Annotated in this window: 13 protein-coding genes; 5 read left to right on the plus strand and 8 right to left on the minus strand. The window is 46.9% G+C overall.

What is annotated here, in order from left to right; all coding sequences use genetic code 11:
- The first annotated feature begins 512 nt into the window (after positions 1-512).
- Positions 513-1,826: an ABC1 kinase family protein gene (locus tag D1Z90_RS17390; RefSeq protein WP_119912068.1), complete on the plus strand. Its 1,314-nt coding sequence runs from the start codon at positions 513-515 to the stop codon at positions 1,824-1,826.
- Positions 1,827-2,249: 423 nt separating this feature from the next.
- Here the strand turns inward: D1Z90_RS17390 and D1Z90_RS17395 are convergent, their stop codons facing one another.
- The 6 genes from D1Z90_RS17395 to D1Z90_RS17420 all read right to left on the minus strand — a co-directional run bounded on the left by D1Z90_RS17395 (position 2,250) and on the right by D1Z90_RS17420 (position 8,755).
- Positions 2,250-2,579 (minus strand): SMR family transporter, encoded by a 330-nt coding sequence (locus D1Z90_RS17395; protein WP_119912069.1) that lies wholly within the window; start codon positions 2,577-2,579, stop codon positions 2,250-2,252.
- A gap of 46 nt (positions 2,580-2,625) precedes the next feature.
- Complete coding sequence (locus D1Z90_RS17400) at positions 2,626-3,036, minus strand: SMR family transporter (RefSeq protein WP_119912070.1); 411 nt, start codon at positions 3,034-3,036, stop codon at positions 2,626-2,628.
- Between the two features lie 274 nt (positions 3,037-3,310).
- Positions 3,311-4,234: a LysR substrate-binding domain-containing protein gene (locus D1Z90_RS17405; protein ID WP_119912071.1), complete on the minus strand. Its 924-nt coding sequence runs from the start codon at positions 4,232-4,234 to the stop codon at positions 3,311-3,313.
- Between the two features lie 154 nt (positions 4,235-4,388).
- Positions 4,389-4,730, minus strand: coding sequence for a hypothetical protein (locus D1Z90_RS17410; RefSeq protein ID WP_147378791.1), 342 nt, complete (start codon positions 4,728-4,730; stop codon positions 4,389-4,391).
- Between the two features lie 151 nt (positions 4,731-4,881).
- Positions 4,882-6,342 carry an MltF family protein gene (locus D1Z90_RS17415; RefSeq protein WP_158587177.1) on the minus strand — a complete coding sequence of 487 codons (1,461 nt, stop codon included), beginning with the start codon at positions 6,340-6,342 and terminating at the stop codon, positions 4,882-4,884.
- 190 nt (positions 6,343-6,532) lie between these two features.
- Entirely contained in the window at positions 6,533-8,755 is a 2,223-nt protein-coding gene (locus D1Z90_RS17420) for an NADP-dependent isocitrate dehydrogenase (RefSeq protein WP_119912074.1), read from the minus strand.
- A 569-nt stretch (positions 8,756-9,324) separates the two neighbouring features.
- On the opposite strand from D1Z90_RS17420, the gene D1Z90_RS17425 reads away from it, so the two are divergent.
- Positions 9,325-10,563, plus strand: coding sequence for an outer membrane protein transport protein (locus tag D1Z90_RS17425; RefSeq protein ID WP_119912075.1), 1,239 nt, complete (start codon positions 9,325-9,327; stop codon positions 10,561-10,563).
- Positions 10,564-10,685: 122 nt separating this feature from the next.
- On the opposite strand, the gene D1Z90_RS17430 is transcribed toward D1Z90_RS17425, so the two are convergent.
- Positions 10,686-10,868 carry a DUF2986 domain-containing protein gene (locus D1Z90_RS17430; protein ID WP_119912076.1) on the minus strand — a complete coding sequence of 61 codons (183 nt, stop codon included), beginning with the start codon at positions 10,866-10,868 and terminating at the stop codon, positions 10,686-10,688.
- Positions 10,869-11,011: 143 nt separating this feature from the next.
- Here D1Z90_RS17430 and D1Z90_RS17435 point away from each other — a divergent pair, with 143 nt between their 5' ends.
- The gene (locus D1Z90_RS17435) at positions 11,012-12,445 is read left to right on the plus strand and encodes a DUF2867 domain-containing protein (protein ID WP_119912077.1); all 1,434 of its coding nucleotides are present in this window, start codon (positions 11,012-11,014) and stop codon (positions 12,443-12,445) included.
- Between the two features lie 214 nt (positions 12,446-12,659).
- A complete protein-coding gene (gene ileS, locus D1Z90_RS17440) occupies positions 12,660-15,839 on the plus strand; it encodes an isoleucine--tRNA ligase (RefSeq protein WP_119912078.1) in 3,180 nt (1,059 codons plus the stop codon).
- A gap of 30 nt (positions 15,840-15,869) precedes the next feature.
- On the opposite strand, the gene ada is transcribed toward ileS, so the two are convergent.
- Positions 15,870-16,976 carry a bifunctional DNA-binding transcriptional regulator/O6-methylguanine-DNA methyltransferase Ada gene (gene ada / locus D1Z90_RS17445; RefSeq protein ID WP_232525288.1) on the minus strand — a complete coding sequence of 369 codons (1,107 nt, stop codon included), beginning with the start codon at positions 16,974-16,976 and terminating at the stop codon, positions 15,870-15,872.
- A gap of 198 nt (positions 16,977-17,174) precedes the next feature.
- Between ada and D1Z90_RS17450 the strand changes: the two genes are divergently transcribed.
- A complete protein-coding gene (locus D1Z90_RS17450) occupies positions 17,175-17,783 on the plus strand; it encodes a DNA-3-methyladenine glycosylase family protein (protein WP_232525289.1) in 609 nt (202 codons plus the stop codon).
- Positions 17,784-17,828 lie beyond the last annotated feature (45 nt).

Here is a 17,828-nt window from a genome sequence, read left to right on the forward strand (position 1 = left end):
CTCTGGCAACGGCCGTCACGACTTTGTTGTATTCTTTGCCACGGGCTTTGAGTGTATAAAACCGGCGACACAATCTTAACTGAGCCTCCCAGGAGCGTTTCACTAATTGATAAGTGGCAACGGCAAACGCAGCAATTTAAAAGGTATTGGTGAAAAAGTATGCAGCATATTTACTGCAAATGTTTTTTTGCAACAAATAAGGGCTGTTTAAAAGGGGTGAGTAAATGTGCGTCTACCATATTTCAGCTAATGCCATTCAATGCCGCCGTTAAATTTTTTTTTTGCTTTGGGGCGCTGCTCACTTTTCTAGCCGAAGCCTTTTTTAATGCACTCTTAAGATTTAGGCTACTGCTAAGAGCAACTGTTCTAGGCTACAACACTAGGCTACAACAAAGGGAAAGTGGACAAGGCGTGGCTATTATTTGTTTGGGTAGGCAGTCTTTATCTCGCTAAAAGATCACTATTATCACCTGAGACGTATCTTGATTCATATTGTTATACCAGAGAAAAACATGACAGATAAAAAAGGCACCAAAGTTCCTACCTCTCGGTTTGCGCGATTGTCAAAGCTGGGCTCATTGGCGGCAAAAGTAGCCGGAAACGTGATGCTTGAGGGCGCGAAACAAGTCAGCAAAGGCCAATCTCCAAAATTGGACCAGTTAGTGTTGCAACCTCGAAACATTGAGCAATTGGCGGATAAACTGTCTCATCTTCGCGGCGCAGCGATGAAACTTGGGCAGTTGCTGTCGATGGACGGCGGCGATCTACTGCCAGAAGACTTAAGTCAATTACTCGCAAAATTGCGCGCAGATGCGCAGCCCATGTTACATAAGCAGTTGGTTCAGTTGCTTGAGCAGGAGTGGGGCACCCAGTGGGTTGATAATTTTAGCCACTTTGAGCTGCGGCCTTTTGCGTCTGCTTCAATTGGCCAAGTGCACCTTGCCTACGATGAGCAAGTTAAAAAGTTAGCGGTAAAAGTGCAATATCCGGGCGTGAAAGCCTCTATTGGCAGCGACGTGGATAACCTCGTTACCTTGTTGCGTATATCCGGCTTATTGCCGCAGCAACTTGACCTTACGCCGCTGTTTGAGGAAGCCAAGCAGCAACTGATTGCCGAAGCAGATTATGAACAAGAGGCAGAGTATGTGGCGGCTTATCGCGCCAAGCTCACCACTGACAAATTTACCTTACCCAAGGTTAACACTGAAATCAGCAACGGTAATATTTTGGTCATGTCTTATGTCGAAGGGGTCGACATCGATCAGACTGTAGATTTGTCGCAAGCGTGTCGAGATAACATCGCCACGTCGTTAATCGATTTATTTTTCAAAGAGCTGTTTGATTTTTGCTTAATGCAAACCGATCCAAACTTTGCCAATTATCGCTACCAACAAGACAGTCAAAAAATAGGCTTACTGGATTTTGGCGCTACCAGAAAAATCCCCGTGCACATCAGTGAAGGCTATAAAGCTTTGATTGCGGCCGGCGCCGACAATGACGAAACGGCCATGTACCAAGGGGCCAAAAAAATTGGCTTTTTCAACCAAGATATCGACCCGGAATATCTCAGCAAGGTACTTAAGCTGTTTGCGTTGGCTTGTGAGCCTATTCGCGCAAGTTCGGAATATGATTTTGGCCAAAGTGACCTCGCGCAAAAGATTAAACACACTGGCATGTCTATCAACAAAGACAAGTCTGAGTGGCACACGCCGCCCGTAGACGCCTTGTTTATTCACCGAAAATTGGCAGGCCTTTACCTTTTGGCAACCAAACTCAAGGCAAAGGTCAACGTAAACCAATTGTTTGCACCATATCGCGGCCTTTGATATGTGACTTTCACCTGTTTCTTGGCAGTGTGGCTAAGGCCGTTAGGCCTCATTATTATGCTCTCAGTCCCTATGAAAAAGCGGATTAATTAATTGAATAGGCTTGCCATTGCGCGAGCCCACCGCCGCAGTGACCGCGTGACGGGATATAAAGCTTTAAGGTTTTTGTGAGTTGATAGGGCTGGGCGGCGAGGCCCTAAATGGGGCAAGCATTGCTGGCGCATACGCGTTGGAATAAAACGGCAACATGCACCTTTGAACAAACTTAGTTATGTAGTCACGCTTACCATAAAAGATGACCGCGAGTTTAATAGCGCTTAACCTGAACCTTTATTGGTATCATTACAGTCTATGCCAAGGCCATACATGTGAACGGAGCGAGGCTTATAGCAAGGGCTAAATTGTTTCTATACCAGAGCGGGGTTAGGCAGTTTTCATGATGATCACCGCGCTTATCATCAAAGCGATACCTAACCAGCCAATAGGCTTAAGGGTTTGGTTGAAAAGCAACCAACCGCCGAGCGCGGTGCCTAAAATGCCGATGGCGCCCCAACTTGCGTAGGCAATAGCCAGATCCATGCCTTTTACAGCTTGTGCCAGCAAGGTAAAGGCGGTTAACACTAAAGCAATAGCGGCAAAACCCCAGGCCTTATTTTGAAAGCCATTTGACTTAGCCAACGCCATATTGGCGATAATATCCATGATAGCGGCCAGCACCACGAATCCAAATGAAACGGTTAAAAATGCATTCATGATCTTCTCCTTTTGAAATGTTGAAAGCGTTAGAACTTCACAATGATTAAGCTGTTTTAACGCGCTTGCCGGCAACAATTTGTGGCTCTGTCGTCACTTGCTTATTGGTTTCAGAACGACTCTCTGGGCTGTCATGACTCTCGCCCAAGGTAACCAAAACCACCCCGACAATTACTAATAGCAATCCCACCAGTTGCTGCGCCGATAAGCTAGACTCGAAAAAAAATACCGAAGTCAACGTAATCAAAGCAATGCCTAAGCCTTCCCAGCAAGCGTATGCCACGCCAATGGCTATTTTCTTTGCTGCTAAAGAGAGGCTGAAGTATGAAAGTGCTATCAGTGTGTACATAGCCAAATAGCCCCATACGTTGCCCGAATCGCCCGCCAGCTTCATTGAGCTTGTACCGGCAATTTCAGCTAAAATTGCGAATAATAAAAATCCTCTTGCTAACCACATTGCTTCCTCCTATTCAGGTCACCGAGATTATATTCAAGTATCAAAAAGCGGTGCTTACCTGAGTTGATGAGTGCATATTAGTTATTCACATTCAAAAGGTGAAGGGATAGCAGGTATACAAAAATGAATATCAAATTGGTTTTCAGCAGAGCGCTTCAGTCACTCAGTCAGTTAAGTGGGGTTTGTTTAACGTAAGAGGCATGAACGGCAAAGATACCTTGTTCTACCGTTGCAGAGCTGGTATCGGGTTAACCGTGGGTGGGCAAATCAGCGCTCAGTGGCCAACGGGGTTAAAGCAATCTTGCATAACTTGATGCAAGTATGCGTATTTAGGTTGGTTACGGCGGGTTTGCAAACAGCCTCCAAACACCCGAAAGTCCGGAAGTTTTAGTGAAGTTTGCGGTAAGGGGTATTGTTGTAACCCCGAAAATTGACGCGCAGTGCTTGAGCTGCCAAACATAATGGCATTTGACTCGGTTAAGTAGCGGCACGCGGCAGTGAGACTGTGAGTGGTAAAAGCGATGCGGGGTTGAATGCCTTGATCTAAATAGGCTTGTTCCACCAAGGTATAAGGCTCGGCTTTGTTTGGGGCGGGCAATAATACCAAGGGTAACTCGGTGAGTTGTTGCCAATTAAAATCTTGGCTAAGCACCGGGTGTTGGTTTTTGGCAATGATGCTTGCGTGCTCAGCGTACAGCGGTTGCATAAACACATCTTGCGGCAAACTCATATCTTGGTCTAATACGCAGTAGTCAAATGCGCCGGCATACAACTCTGCCAAACTGTGTTTGTTCCACAAAATGAACTTAAGCTGCGCCTGTGGTAGGTGATGGCGCAATGACGTGACCATTCGCGGCGATTGTTCTTCCATAATGTAGGGATCTATCGCAATAATGAGTTCGCCAATAAACTGCTGCGGTTCAAACTCAAAATAATCTTCAAGGGCAAATTGCAACGGCGCAAGCATTGCTTGCTCCACTGCGGCAAGCTTAAAAGCCAGCGCAGTTGGGCTCATACCATGAGAGCCTCGCACAAAAAGCGGGGCGCCAAACGCTTGGTTTGCTTTGGCTAAATTGCGGCTGACGCTGGCTTGAGACATGCCCAGTTGATCTGCGGCGGCCTTGGTAGTTTTAAACTTGATCAAAGCGGCGATCAGTTTCACCAGGTTCAAATCTAAAGACGATACGTCAATATTCATGGCTCGGACTCAAGGTGGCTATGCAGAATGGTTCTGCATAGATAGTAGCCTTGGCCATTGTGCGCTGGCAAGTGAATTACGCCTGCGGGATATGGCTGACGCGTGAATAAAATATGTTTTAAGGTGAAATTGAGTACATCTTAGAGAGGCTCCCTTAGAAATCGATAAGACAGTCACTTGGGCTAAGGTGGTGGTTGTCTAAAAACCAAGCCTTGTAGTGTACCGTGGTCCACTTGAATTTATCAGCCATATTGTGCTGCTGCGAGAGTGAGAGCCCTTTTTGGTAAGCGGATAAGCTTTCCCCTTTGTGCAACGCAGCGCTTACCATGTCTTTGCTGTCCATCGCTTGTTCGGCGCAAGCCATGTGTTTTGCCGCCAAGGTTGACCAAGTGACGACTTGGTCGGGCAGTTGTGGGTTGGGTTTACTGACTTCAGCTACCACCGTTAAGGGCTGTAAGCCATACATTGTCATCCCCAGCAGACACACTCGTTTCATTAGGCACTCTTTGAATTACTCGTTGAACAAGTAAGAGTGTAGGGTGTGCGTACTGAACTTGAGCTGAACCAGGTCGCGAGTCAGCTCAGCGGTTATTCAGTGTCGATGGGCAACAATAGAGATGATTTTCTCCGTTTGTCTGCCATGGCGTTTAGCTGTCTTCGGGCTGTTTGGTCGCAATCGCGTCGGCTTTTTGTTGCTCAATTTGTTGTGACAGGGTGTAAGCCAAGTAATATTTATAGACGTTTGCTACGTATTGCACCGTTTCGCGCCCCGTTTGCATGCCCGCTGCGATTTCCATATTGCCAAACCAGACGTTTTTATCTAATCCCATCTTTTCAGCGCGCTTTTGCATTTTTGCAAAATTCCCAGGGCCCGCGTTGTAAGCCGCCCAAATCAAAGGCAAGTCTTCGCCTTCTTTTATGCCTGGGTCGTTAACAAAGTGACGCTTTAGCCAGGCTACGTATTTAGCCGCGGTGGCGATGTTTGCCTCTAGTTGTCTAAAGTTTTGCATGCCCATTTCTTTGGCGGTAGAGGGCATGATTTGCATAATACCGACCGCGCCGCGATGGCTAACGGCGTTATTGTTTAGGGTTGACTCTTGATAACCTTGCGCGGCAAGGGCGATGGGGTCGTAGTCGTATTTATCCGCGTATTTTTGAAAAATTGGGGCCAATTTTGCCAGTTTATCTTTTTGGCCTTGAACGTCTGCCGCTTTGATCCACTGGGTATTTTCGTAATAGGTTTTAAACAGGCTGTTGCCAACCAAGGTGCCTTGCTTGGCTTGCTTTTCGACAAACTCAGTCAGGCTTTGTTGCAGCTGCGGGTTGTTCTGGCGAACGGCCCAGCCAACGTAGTTGTTAATACTAATCGGCATGTCTTTGTGTACAACAATGTTATCAAACACTTGCGCCCACAGCTCGGCTTTGTAATCGTCTATCAGGGTGGCTTTAACAATGCCGGCGTTGACCATTTCTAAAATATCCTCAGACAATAAATTTTTGTCCGCTTCAATCACGTTAATGGGCAAGCGACCTTGTTTGGTTAAAATACGATTGATGGTATTGAGGTGCTCGATATAGCTGCTGCCTTTGAGCACGGTAATGTCTAAGCCGGATAAGTCGTGAAAGCCTGTGACGCTGTCGATGGTTTTATCCGTCACCAGAATTTCATCAACGCTGGTGGCTAAACTGGTGGCGAACGCAACGCGGCGTTGACGGTGTGGGGTGATGCTTAAAAAGGCGGCGGCAATATCGCCGTGGCCTTCTTCTAAACTTGGAATAAGCTGATCAAAACGCACGGGCACGTATTTGATACGAATTTTATCGACTTCTTTTTTCACGCCTTTATTGAGGCTGTCTTCGTAGCGTTTAAGCAATTCAAATTGCATGCCTTTGAAGTGGCCGTGATGGATAAAGAAATCGGTACGGCTATAAGTGACCAAGGCGCGAATAACTTTACGCTCTTTTATCTCATCTAAGTCACCCGTGAAGGTATTGTTTTCGTAGTAGGGCAGAATATTTCCGTCGACGTCTTTCACTTCTACCGCTTGTGCATGGAACATAAAAATGCAGCTAAGCAATAGCGTGATACCGTGAATGGCGCGCTTCATAAGTGACCCTTTTAGATGAAAAACTTGCTTTACCATAAAGCAAACTGGTGAAAAAAAATGCGATTGTGGCATAAAAGCAGACAATTTGGTGTAAGGGTTATCCTTAGTGTGACGTGTGTTTTGTCTTTTATACGGTCAAAAAAAAGCAGCCAAATTGGCTGCTTTTCTATTTATATCATTAAGTTAGAGATTAACCAATGATCGCGTTTAGGGTTGCGCTTGGGCGCATTGCCGCTGATGCTTTATCAAAATCAGGTTGGAAGTAACCGCCTAGGTCAACTGCCTTACCTTCACTTGCTTCTATTTCAGCCAAAATCTTCGCTTCGTTGGTCGTTAATGACTCAGCGATACCTGCAAATTTAGCTTGAAGATCAGCGTCTTGCGTTTGCGCAGCTAGTGCTTGAGCCCAATACATTGCTAGGTAGAAGTGGCTGCCACGGTTATCTAGCTGACCTACTTTACGCAGTGGAGACTTGTTATTCGTCAACAGTTGGCTAGTGGCTTGGTTTAGCGCTTCAGCAATCAGCAGTGCTTGGCTGTTGTTTGTCTTTTGACCTAAGTCTTCGATAGACACTGCCAGTGCTAGGAACTCACCTAATGAATCCCAACGTAGGTGAGATTCTTTCTCAAATTGCTGTACGTGTTTTGGCGCAGAGCCGCCAGCACCTGTTTCGTATAAACCGCCGCCTGCTAGCAGTGGTACGATAGACAGCATTTTCGCACTGGTGCCTAGCTCTAGGATTGGGAAAAGATCCGTTAGGTAGTCACGTAATACGTTACCCGTTACAGAGATAGTGTCTTGACCTGCTTTAACGCGATCTAGCGTAAACGCAATGGCTTCTTCTGGCGCTAGAATTTGAATGTCTAGGCCCGCAGTGTCGTGATCCGCTAGGTAAGTGTTTACCTTCTTGATTAGGTTTGCATCGTGAGCACGGGCTTCGTTCAACCAGAAGATAGCTGGCGAGTTCGTTGCACGAGCACGGTTAACCGCAAGTTTCACCCAATCTTTGATTGGCAGATCTTTCGCTTGCGACATTCTCCAGATATCACCTTCTTCAACTGCGTGCTCCATTAGCGTGTCGCCCGCTTGGTTAACAACGCGGATAGAGCCGTTCGCTGCAACTTCGAAAGTTTTATCGTGAGAACCGTATTCTTCTGCTTTTTGCGCCATTAAGCCAACGTTGGCAACGTTACCCATAGTTGCAGGGTCAAACGCGCCGTTTTCTTTACAGAATTCGATGGTTTTTTGGTAGATACCCGCGTAACAACGGTCTGGGATCATCGCGTAAGTATCAGCCAGTTGACCGTCTGGGCCCCACATTTGGCCTGAAGAGCGAATCGCTGCAGGCATAGACGCATCAATAATTACGTCGCTTGGTACGTGTAGGTTAGTGATGCCTTTGTCTGAATCAACCATTGCTAATGCAGGTTGCGCCGCGTAAACCGCTGCAATGTCTGCTTCGATTTCGGCTTTTTTGTCTGCTGGAAGGTCAGCAATTTTAGCTACTACGTCGCCAAAACCGTTTTTAGTATTTACGCCTAGCTCAGCGAATAGATCCGCGTGCTTAGCAAAAACGTCTTTGAAGTACACAGATACCGCGTGACCAAACATGATCGGATCTGAAACTTTCATCATGGTGGCTTTTAGGTGTAATGAAAGCAGTACGCCAGCTTCTTTTGCCGCGGCGATTTCTTTTTCAAAGAATGCACGCAGTGCTTTAACGCTCATGCGAGATGAGTCAATCACTTCACCTGCTTGTAGTGGCGTAGACGCTTTTAATACAGAAACTGACCCATCTGCTGCTACGTGCTCAATGCGCACGTCATCTGCTTGTTCAAGGATCACAGATTGCTCGCTGCCAAAGAAGTCGTTGTCATCCATGTGAGCAACGCGCGTTTGCGAGTCTTTGCTCCACGCACCCATTGAGTGAGGGTTGTTTTGTGCGTAGGCTTTTACTGGGCCCGCAACACGGCGGTCAGAGTTACCTTCACGCAATACAGGGTTTACTGCACTGCCTAGGATTTTAGCGTAACGAGCTTGAATTTCTTTGTCTGCGTCGTTAGCTGGATCAGCTGGGTAGTTAGGAATGTCGTAACCATGAGCCTGTAACTCAGTGATGGCTGCAACTAGCTGAGGAATAGAAGCACTGATGTTTGGCAGCTTGATGATGTTAGCCGCAGGCGTTTTAGCCAGTTCGCCAAGCTCAGTCAGAGCGTCAGATTGGCGTTGTGCTTCGCTTAGGTGTTCAGGGAAGTTAGCAATGATACGACCTGCTAACGAAATGTCTTTTGTGGCTACATCTATATCACCAGCTTCAGTGAATGCCTTCACGATAGGAAGGAAAGAGTAGGTCGCCAAAGCTGGCGCTTCGTCAGTAATTGTGTAAATGATTTGTGAAGTTGGTTTAGTCATGATGTTCCTTCTTTATTCAGTCGAGCTGTAAAGTCATGAAAAAGACAATCAAAGTGTATTTTTATTATATTTAGCTCCGAGACAGGCGGTTAACGTTGCCGCCAAAGTCATGTCTGCAAAACCAGTTTGCGACAAGAGCGTACTACAATACAAAGCAAGCTTTGATGTGCCGGAAATCGGCACGAATTTTTGCTGGGTAACGGTATTTTCTATAAACAGAAAGGCACCAGGCTCCAGACAATTTTAAAAAATCACTGGGATGTTAATGAAATTGGCAAAAAAAGAAAGCAAAAATGTTTATCTATGGCAGGTTTTTCGAGCCAGGTTCCGTAATATTCTGACTTAAATCTCGCTTTAGCAAAGTCATTTTGCTTAATTTAGCTCTCCTCTACTATGTTACATACTGGTTACTTTAGCGTTACAAGTTGAATCTAAGAGTCAACAGCGTGATAAATTATCAAATATTGCTGATATACGCTTACACACGTGTTTTGAGGTTGTACTATTTTTTTTCATCGCTACAATCCGGCCTCAGTTTTGATACTCAGCATTTTAAAGGACTAAATTTCATGACAATTCAGCCCGCTTTTCGTAAAACCCTTGTGGCCATTGCTTTGGCTTCTGTTTCTGGCACAAGTCTCGCTGCTGGGTTTCAGCTTAACGCCCAATCTGCTTCTGGCTTAGGCCGTGCATTTGCAGGTGATGCCGTGATTGCCGACAACGCGTCCGTAATGGCCAAAAATCCAGCGGCCATGGCTTTATTTGATGAGATGTCTTTGTCACTGGGCTTTGTTATGTTGGATACCGACATAGAAGTGAAAGACACGACTTATACCACGCCATTTGGCGTAACTACGTCGAATTATGGCGATGCGGGTGACGTGTCGTTTGCCCCAAACATTCATTTTATCATGCCCATTAATGAGCAATTTGCATGGGGCGCGAACTTATATTCTAACTTCGGTACCAAAACCGAATTTGATGACAGTTTCACAGCTTCTGAATACGGTGGTTTAACCGACGTGAAAAGCATGAACTTAGGGCTGGCGGGATCTTATCGCATTAACCAAGCCTGGAGTATAGGCGCGGGCATCGACTTTATTTACGGCAAAGGCGAAATGAAGCGCAATTTTACCACGCCAATGGGCTCCCAAGAAGTATTGAACATTGATGCTGATGGTTGGGCGGTGGGTTTTAACCTTGGCGTGGTGTACGAGCTAGATGACGCAAACCGTTTTGGTTTGTCTTACCGCTACAGCCCTAAATTGGAAGCCGAGGGTGACATCCTGTACGCAGGCAGCGCCGCAGCGGGTAAACCGCCTCTGGCAAAAGACGACACCTTGTACATGCCGTTACCAGACATTATCGAGTTCTCGGGCTATCACCGTTTGAACCAAGAATTTGCAGTGCACTACAGCGTGCAATGGATAGGTTGGAGCAGCTTCGATGTCTTAAAATCGGACGCCCACGGTGTGCTTAATGACTATCAATGGCAAAACGGCATGCATTACGCCATTGGAGGCACTTATTACGTGAATAAGGATTGGACGCTGCGCGCCGGTTACATGCACGACACGAGCGCACAAGACCAAATCACTTCAATTTCTGTGCCTGACTCTGATCGGAATTGGTTTTCCGCCGGAGCTTCTTACCACTTCGCAACCAGCTCGACCGTGGATTTTGGCGTGACATATTTGTCAGGAAAAGACGTCAGCGTGGAAGAAGAATTTGCCGGTATTACACACCTAAAAGGCAAAACCCGAGCCAACGCTTGGCTGGTGGGTTTGCAATACAGCCAAGGCTTTTAAGCTCAAGCATTCAATAAAAAAGACCCGCAAGGGTCTTTTATTATGGCTGTACAACCTCATTCTATTGCAACAGGGCTTACTGCAGCATAATGGCTGAGTAGCCAGCCGCAATGGTAAACGGTTTATTCCGTCGCCGTTTCTGGGCTGGTTTCGGTTGCCGCTGTTTCTTGTATTGCCTCTTGCGCCTCTAATTTGGCTCGGTCTGCCTTTGATACGTACTTAGGCTTATTGCTGTGATGCAGCTTGGCGTTGGCTTTCTTTTGCTTTTTCTTAAGCGCTTGGTTAATGCGTTTTTTACGATTCATGTTCGTGGTTTCCTTCACTCTTTGCGGCAAATTGTAAAGGCCGTTACATAAATGGCAACGTAAACTTAATTAATTCATCGTAAGTTTCCCAAAGTGGACCGTTTCTGCTTCAATTAATGCAAACCGTTTTAGAGTGTAAGTGAATGAAAATACTTGTGATTGGCGCATTTGGTACGATAGGCAAAGCACTGGTGCCGGCTTTGGTTGCTGCTGGCCATGAGGTTAGCGTTAGTTCGCGGCGGGCAAAAAATCCTTTGCCTTGGCCTAATTTGCCCGTGCACAGGTTCACCTTAGACTTGCTGATACCAGAAACCATTTCGCCGGCCCTCGAAGGCATTGAGCTGGTTTACTATTTGATGCATGGCATGAGTGATGGCCAGCAATACACCAAAACGGAAGTGCAGGCGGCGCAGTTCTTTGTTCAGTGCGTCAATCAAAGCCAAGTGAAGCAAGTGATTTACATGGGCAGCTTGATTTCGGCTAACCCACAATCTAAACATATGCAGGCGAGGGTAAAAACCGGAGAGATATTGGCCAGCGCTAACATGCCTGTCATTGAGCTGCGCGCCGGAATCATTATCACTCCGGGCTCAGCCGCTTTTGAGGTGATGCGAGATTTAGTTGGTCATTTACCGGTATTATTCGCGCCGCGTTCGATCCATTTGTCGAGCCCGCCTATTGCTATCGATAACCTTGTTTACTACTTAACTTGCCTTGGGCAGGACACATTCAGTGAAAATCAGTGTTTTGATGCGTTAGGGCCGCAGTGGCTCAGTTACGTGGAAATGATGCAGTGCATTGGCAAACACCTTAAGCGTCGTTGCCGAGTATTGGCTTTGCCTTACTTACCGCTAAGTTGGTCTTCTGCGGTATTAGGCATAGTGACCAGCGTGCCAAAACATCTGGCGAAGGCGTTAATTGCCGGATTAGACGAGGCCATTATAGGCAATGATAAAGCGCTGCGTGAGCGCTATCCACAAACGTTATTGACCTTAGACCAGGCCATGGAAAAAGTATTGGCAGCGGAAACCATTAAAACGTACCCGCAAGAATGGCAAGACGGCGTGCCCGAGTTTCGTAACTTTTCCCCTCTACACGGTTTTTATGCCAAGAGCGCTGATATTGATATTAGCATTCCGGCTTCGACCCGCAGCGTGTGGCAAGTGATTAATTTACTTGGCGGTAAGCACAGGTATTTTTACCTAAATATGCTATGGGCAATGCGAGAGTGGATGGACGCGGCCGTAGGCGGAGAAGGGCGAGCCCATGGCCGAACCAACCCTGACGAACTGGTTGTTGGTGACAAGGTAGACTCGTGGACCATTTTGAGCGTGCAACCAGAACGACTATTAGTGATGAAGTTTGGCATGAAAGCGCCAGGGGGAGGTGGCATGCAATTTCGCTTAAAGCCGAATAAAGACAATACCCGCACCGATATGAGCTTGCGACTATTATGGCACCCTGCGGGGTTTTGGGGCTTGGCATATTGGTATTTCTTTGCGCCTTGGCATCGTTTATTGCTTAACGGCATGACAAAGGCCATGGCTAAACTGGCAATGCGTTTCGAGCAAGAGTGATCTTTCGCTGCCATGGCATATTGGCTGAAACAGGGTATTGCTTAATTTAATTATGGGTGCAATACTGAATTTATGAATACGAATAACTACTTCCAGCAAATTATTATCATCATTCCATAGGAATGGTGGGTTTGTTCGTATAACAAATATTAACCCGCCTAAGAGGCGGGTTTTTTTGTCCTTGACCTCTTAGCATTGTTTACCGAGGTCTATGATGAGTAATACCCCTGCAGATTTAACTCACCCAGAGCAAAACTGTAACAAGCAAAATGACGATGGTAGCTTTTCCTTTGTGCAAGCCGAGCACGAGGTATTGGCATTTTGGCAGCAACACGGCATTTTTGAACAGTCACTGCTGCAAACGAAAGGCAATCCCGAATACGTATTTTACGACGGACCACCCTTTGCCACGGGCCTTCCTCACCACGGCCACCTTGCGGCCTCAACAATCAAAGACGTCATTCCACGCTATCAAACGATGAAAGGGCATTATGTCGAGCGCCGATTTGGCTGGGATTGCCACGGTTTGCCGATAGAGCACGAGATAGATAAAGCGTTTGGTATGTCAGCGCAGGAGGCGGTGGCAAAGTTCGGCCTAGCCCGCTATAACGATGAATGCCGTGCGATTGTTCAACGTTATAGCCAGCAGTGGCGAAAAACCATCACTCGTCTTGGCCGTTGGGTGGACTTTGATAACGATTATCGCACCTTAGAGCCCTGGTACATGGAGTCGGTCTGGTGGGTGTTTCAACAGTTATGGCAACAAGATATGGTGTATCTCGGGCAAAAAGTGGTGCCATACTCCACCGAGCTCGCGACGGTATTATCCAATTTTGAAGCCAGTTCAAATTATAAAGATGTGCAAGATCCTGCGGTTACTGTGTTGTTTGAGTTGGTGAAAGAAGATGCCTACATTGCTGCGTGGACTACCACGCCATGGACGTTACCGGCCAATTTGGCGTTGTGTTTACATCCTGAGTTTGAATACGTCAAGGTCCAGGTGACAGGGTTTGACAAGCCGATATGGTTGGCAAAAGAGCAAATAAAATCTGTTTTTGCGAAACAAGATTGCGAGGTATTGGCGCGAGCCTTAGGTAAGCAAATGGCAGGTAAAGCCTACCACGCGCTGTTTCCGTATTTTGCGTCTGATGCCCCGCAAGCAACGTTTACTTTACTGGCTGATGAATTTGTGCAGTTAAACAGTGGCACTGGGGTGGTACATCTTGCCCCGGCATTTGGTGAAGACGACCAAAGGGTTTGCTTGCAACACGACATAGCATTGAGCCCTTGTCCAATCGATGAGCAAGGGAGATTTACCCATGAGGTCGCAGATTATGCGGGCCAATACGTCAAGCAGGCGGATAAATGCATCATTCGTGACTTAAAGCTGCGGGGTTTGGTATTGCGCCATGAAACGATATCTCACAGTTACCCTTTTTGTCCTCGCTCAGATACGCCCATCATCTATCGCACCGTGCCATCTTGGTACATCAAAGTGAGCGAGATGCGCGATGAGCTGGTGGCCAATAATGAGGAGGTAAACTGGGTTCCCGGTCACATGCAGCAAGGGCGAATGGGCAATTGGCTTGCCAATGCCCATGACTGGGCTGTTTCTCGTAACCGCTATTGGGGAACGCCGCTGCCAATTTGGCATAACGATATCACGGGTAAATATTATTGCGTGGGCTCTTTGGGTGAGCTGCAAACACTCACTGGAGAGACGGTGACAGATCTGCACCGAGATCATATTGACGACTTGTGCTTTAGCTTGAATCAAGAGCAAGGGGTGTATCGACGCGTTCAGGAAGTGTTTGATTGCTGGTTTGAGTCCGGTGCCATGCCATACGCGCAGCAGCATTACCCGTTTGCCAACAAATCCAACTTTGAGCAACGTTTTCCGGCAGACTTCATCGCGGAAGGCGTAGATCAAACCCGCGGTTGGTTTTATACCTTACAGGTAATAAGCCAGTGTTTGTTTAAACAGCCGGCTTTTAAAAACGTCATTGTCAATGGCACGGTGATGGCCGACGACGGTAAAAAAATGTCTAAACGGCTCAAAAATTATACGCCGCCAGACAGCTTGATGGAGCAATATGGTGCAGACGCTCTGCGTTTATATTTGCTCAACTCAGGTCTAGTGAAGGCTGAAGAGCAACGCTTTAGCGATAGCGGGGTGCAAGAAATGGTACGCCAAGTGCTGCTGCCTTGGCATAATTGTGTCAAATTTTTTCAAACCTACGCTGACATCGACCAATGGCAAAAACCTGCCCCTTGCGACCCGACTTCAGCGTCAAACAATGTTTTAGATCTTTGGATAGTGTCAAAGCTTGAAAGTTTGAAGCAGCAAGTTGATCAAGCAATGCAGCAATATCGCTTAGACCAAGTTGTAATGCCGCTGTTTGAGTATTTAGAAGACTTAACCAATTGGTATATCCGGTTAAACCGCGGCAGGTATTGGGCGAAAAGCATGAGCAAAGATAAGCAAAATGCTTATCGCACACTTCATTATTGTTTGAGCGAATTTGCCACTTTAATGGCGCCTTTTACCCCCTTTATGGCGGAATATACGTTTCAAGCTCTGAGTCAATATCAAAAGGAGGAGCGGCCAAAATCGGTCCACTTATGCCAGTACCCCGCAGCAAATGCGGCTTACCTTGACCAAGACTTAGAAAGCAGCGTTAAACGTTTTCAAGATTTGGTGACCATGGGCAGGCAAAACCGCAATGATCTCAAAATCAACCTTAAAACGCCGCTCTCATTAGCCACTGTGCTGCACACTGATGAAGCCGTGTTGAATGACGTTAAGCGGTTAGAAGATTATATTCGCGCTGAGCTTAACGTGAAAAAACTGCATTTTAGCACGGCTGAAAATGACTACATTCAGTTGCAATGTAAAGCCAATTTTAGCCGTTTAGGTAAGCGCCTAGGCAAACAAATGAAACGGTTTGCGAGCTTACTGGCGGAGTTATCTGGCGCTAAAATTTCCGAGCTGCAGCAAATTGGCAGCCTTACATTAGCAGGTGAAACATTCACCCTGGCTGACGTTATGATTGTGCGCCAAGCAAAAACTGGCGTTAACGCAGTATCAAATGGCCATATCGCTTTAGCATTATCGCCACAATTAACCCCGGAGCTTTTGGCTGAAGGTATGGTGCGGGAATTAACGAGTCAGTTGCAAAAGCTTCGAAAAGCCAGTGGTTTTGCTATTACGGACGCTATCGTTATCACTCTGCGGGCTGAGTCAGAAACACAACAGGCGATTCAAGCGCTGCAAGATTATCTAATGACGGAAACTTTAGCCCAAGCATTGTCGTTTGACTTAACCGCGGGCAGTGGCACCGTGCTCACGTTGAGTCAAAGCACGGTTGAAGTGTTGCTAGAAAAAGCCCAATAAGCTGATGTTGATGCGCGCCAGCCAAGTGAATTACTTGGCTGGTTTTTTAGCTTGTTCGGCGGTCAGCAAGGCTTGTTTACGCGCTAAACCCCAGCGATAACCGCCTAAGCCGCCGTCACTTCTTAATACTCGGTGGCAAGGCACTAATACAGCGATGCGGTTTTTACCGCACGCCGTGCCGACTGCGCGCACGGCTTTTGCGTGGTCGATGTTATTCGCCAATTGCTGGTAACTGCAGGTAGTGCCTGATTGCATTGATAATAAAAATTGCCAAACTTTTATTTGAAACGCGGTGCCACGGAGATCGAGTGGCAAATCGGGCCGCGGCGCGCCTTCGCTCATGTGCGCGTCTAACGCGGCTATCCAATTAGAAAGAGCGGGGCTGTGTTGCTGTTGGCTTAACCTGAACTCGGCATGGGGGAATTCGCCTTTGAGCTGGTCAATCAACTCTTGCTCACCGCCACCAAATTGGGCAAAACACACGCCTTGGTCAGTGGCGGCCATTAGCATTAAACCTAAGCTGGTTTGTCGGCAGGCATAGTGAATCTGTTCACCTTTGCCGCCGGTACGGTAAGCATTAGGCTTCATGCCTAGTTGTCTTGATGCTTCTCCATAGACGCGACTACTGGAACTGAAACCGGCTTCATAGATGGCGTCGGTGACGCTGGCAGCGTGTTGCAAAGCCGATTTAAAGCGCGCCATTTGCATGGCACTTTGGTAAGCCTTAGGTGAAATGCCAAACGTTGCCTTAAAGGCTTTTTGTAAACGTGAAGGCGACATCGCAAATTGCTCACCGAGTTGCTTTAAGCTTATGGGGTGTTCGGCATGTTCTTTTAGATGGTTCGCCAGTGCTATCATTCGCTGCTTTTTATTATCCGTATTATCTTGCAACGTTAAGCTAGGGTTGCAACGCTGGCAAGGTCTAAAGCCCATTAACAGAGCGTCGGGTAATTGCGTAAAAAAGCGCATCTTATCTGGTTGTGCCGGTTTTGCGGGGCAAGAGGGGCGACACACTATGCCGGTAGTGACAACTCCGTAATAAAAGCGTCCGTCATAGCGGGCATCGTGATTTTTCACGGCCTGCTGCATTTCCGAAAGTGGCAGAGCGGCCGTGGTCGACGGTGTTGATTTACTCAAGAAAAAGCCTATTTGTCGCATGCAATAAAAACACTGAAAATCAGTTTACTGGTAATGCACGTCAAGATGCTATCCGATTCTTGCCCCATAATGAAAGAAATCGCAGTAAAACTTGGGACGGTGTCGCTACAATAAACACACTGAGCGGGTGTAAAACATACGCCAAGTAATCATCAAACAAGGGCACAAGGCCATAGCATGATAGACGAAATCTGTATTGAACAAGGGATCATGGCGCTTGCAAAGCGAGATGCTGATTTGGCCAAGGCGGTAACCCGCCAAGGTTTACCCGAGCCGCGGTTACAGCCCCATGGCTTTGCGACATTTTTATCCATTATTGTCAGTCAGCAGCTTTCTACTCACGTTGCCAAAGTGATCATGTCAAGGGTGAGCGAGTTGCTCGGCGAGGTGAGCGCTAAAGCGGTATTAGCGACGCCAGATCAAGCATTGCGGGATACCGGCTTGTCATGGCGAAAAATAGAGTACGCAAATGGCTTAGCCCAAGCGGTTGAATCTGGAACGCTAGACATAAACGGCTTAAGTTTGTTATCTGATGAAGAAGCGATTAAGCAGATCGTAAGACTAAAAGGTTTTGGCCGTTGGAGCGCAGAAATCTATTTAATGTTTAGCTTAGGCAGGCAAGATATATTTCCCGCAGACGATTTGGGCATTTTAGTGGCATTGGCCAAATTAAAGGGCTTAGAAAATAAACCTACACCGAAACAGGCCCGGCTAATGACAGAGCATTGGCAGCCTTGGCGTAGCGTCGGCGCATTGTTTTTGTGGCGTTATTACCAAACTTTGTAGGCTAGCTAATTTTTCGCGGTGAATGTTGTTCGATCAAACATTTAA

Source organism: Motilimonas pumila (genome assembly GCF_003596335.1).
GTDB classification, from domain to species: Bacteria; Pseudomonadota; Gammaproteobacteria; order Enterobacterales; family CBDFNC01; genus Motilimonas; species Motilimonas pumila.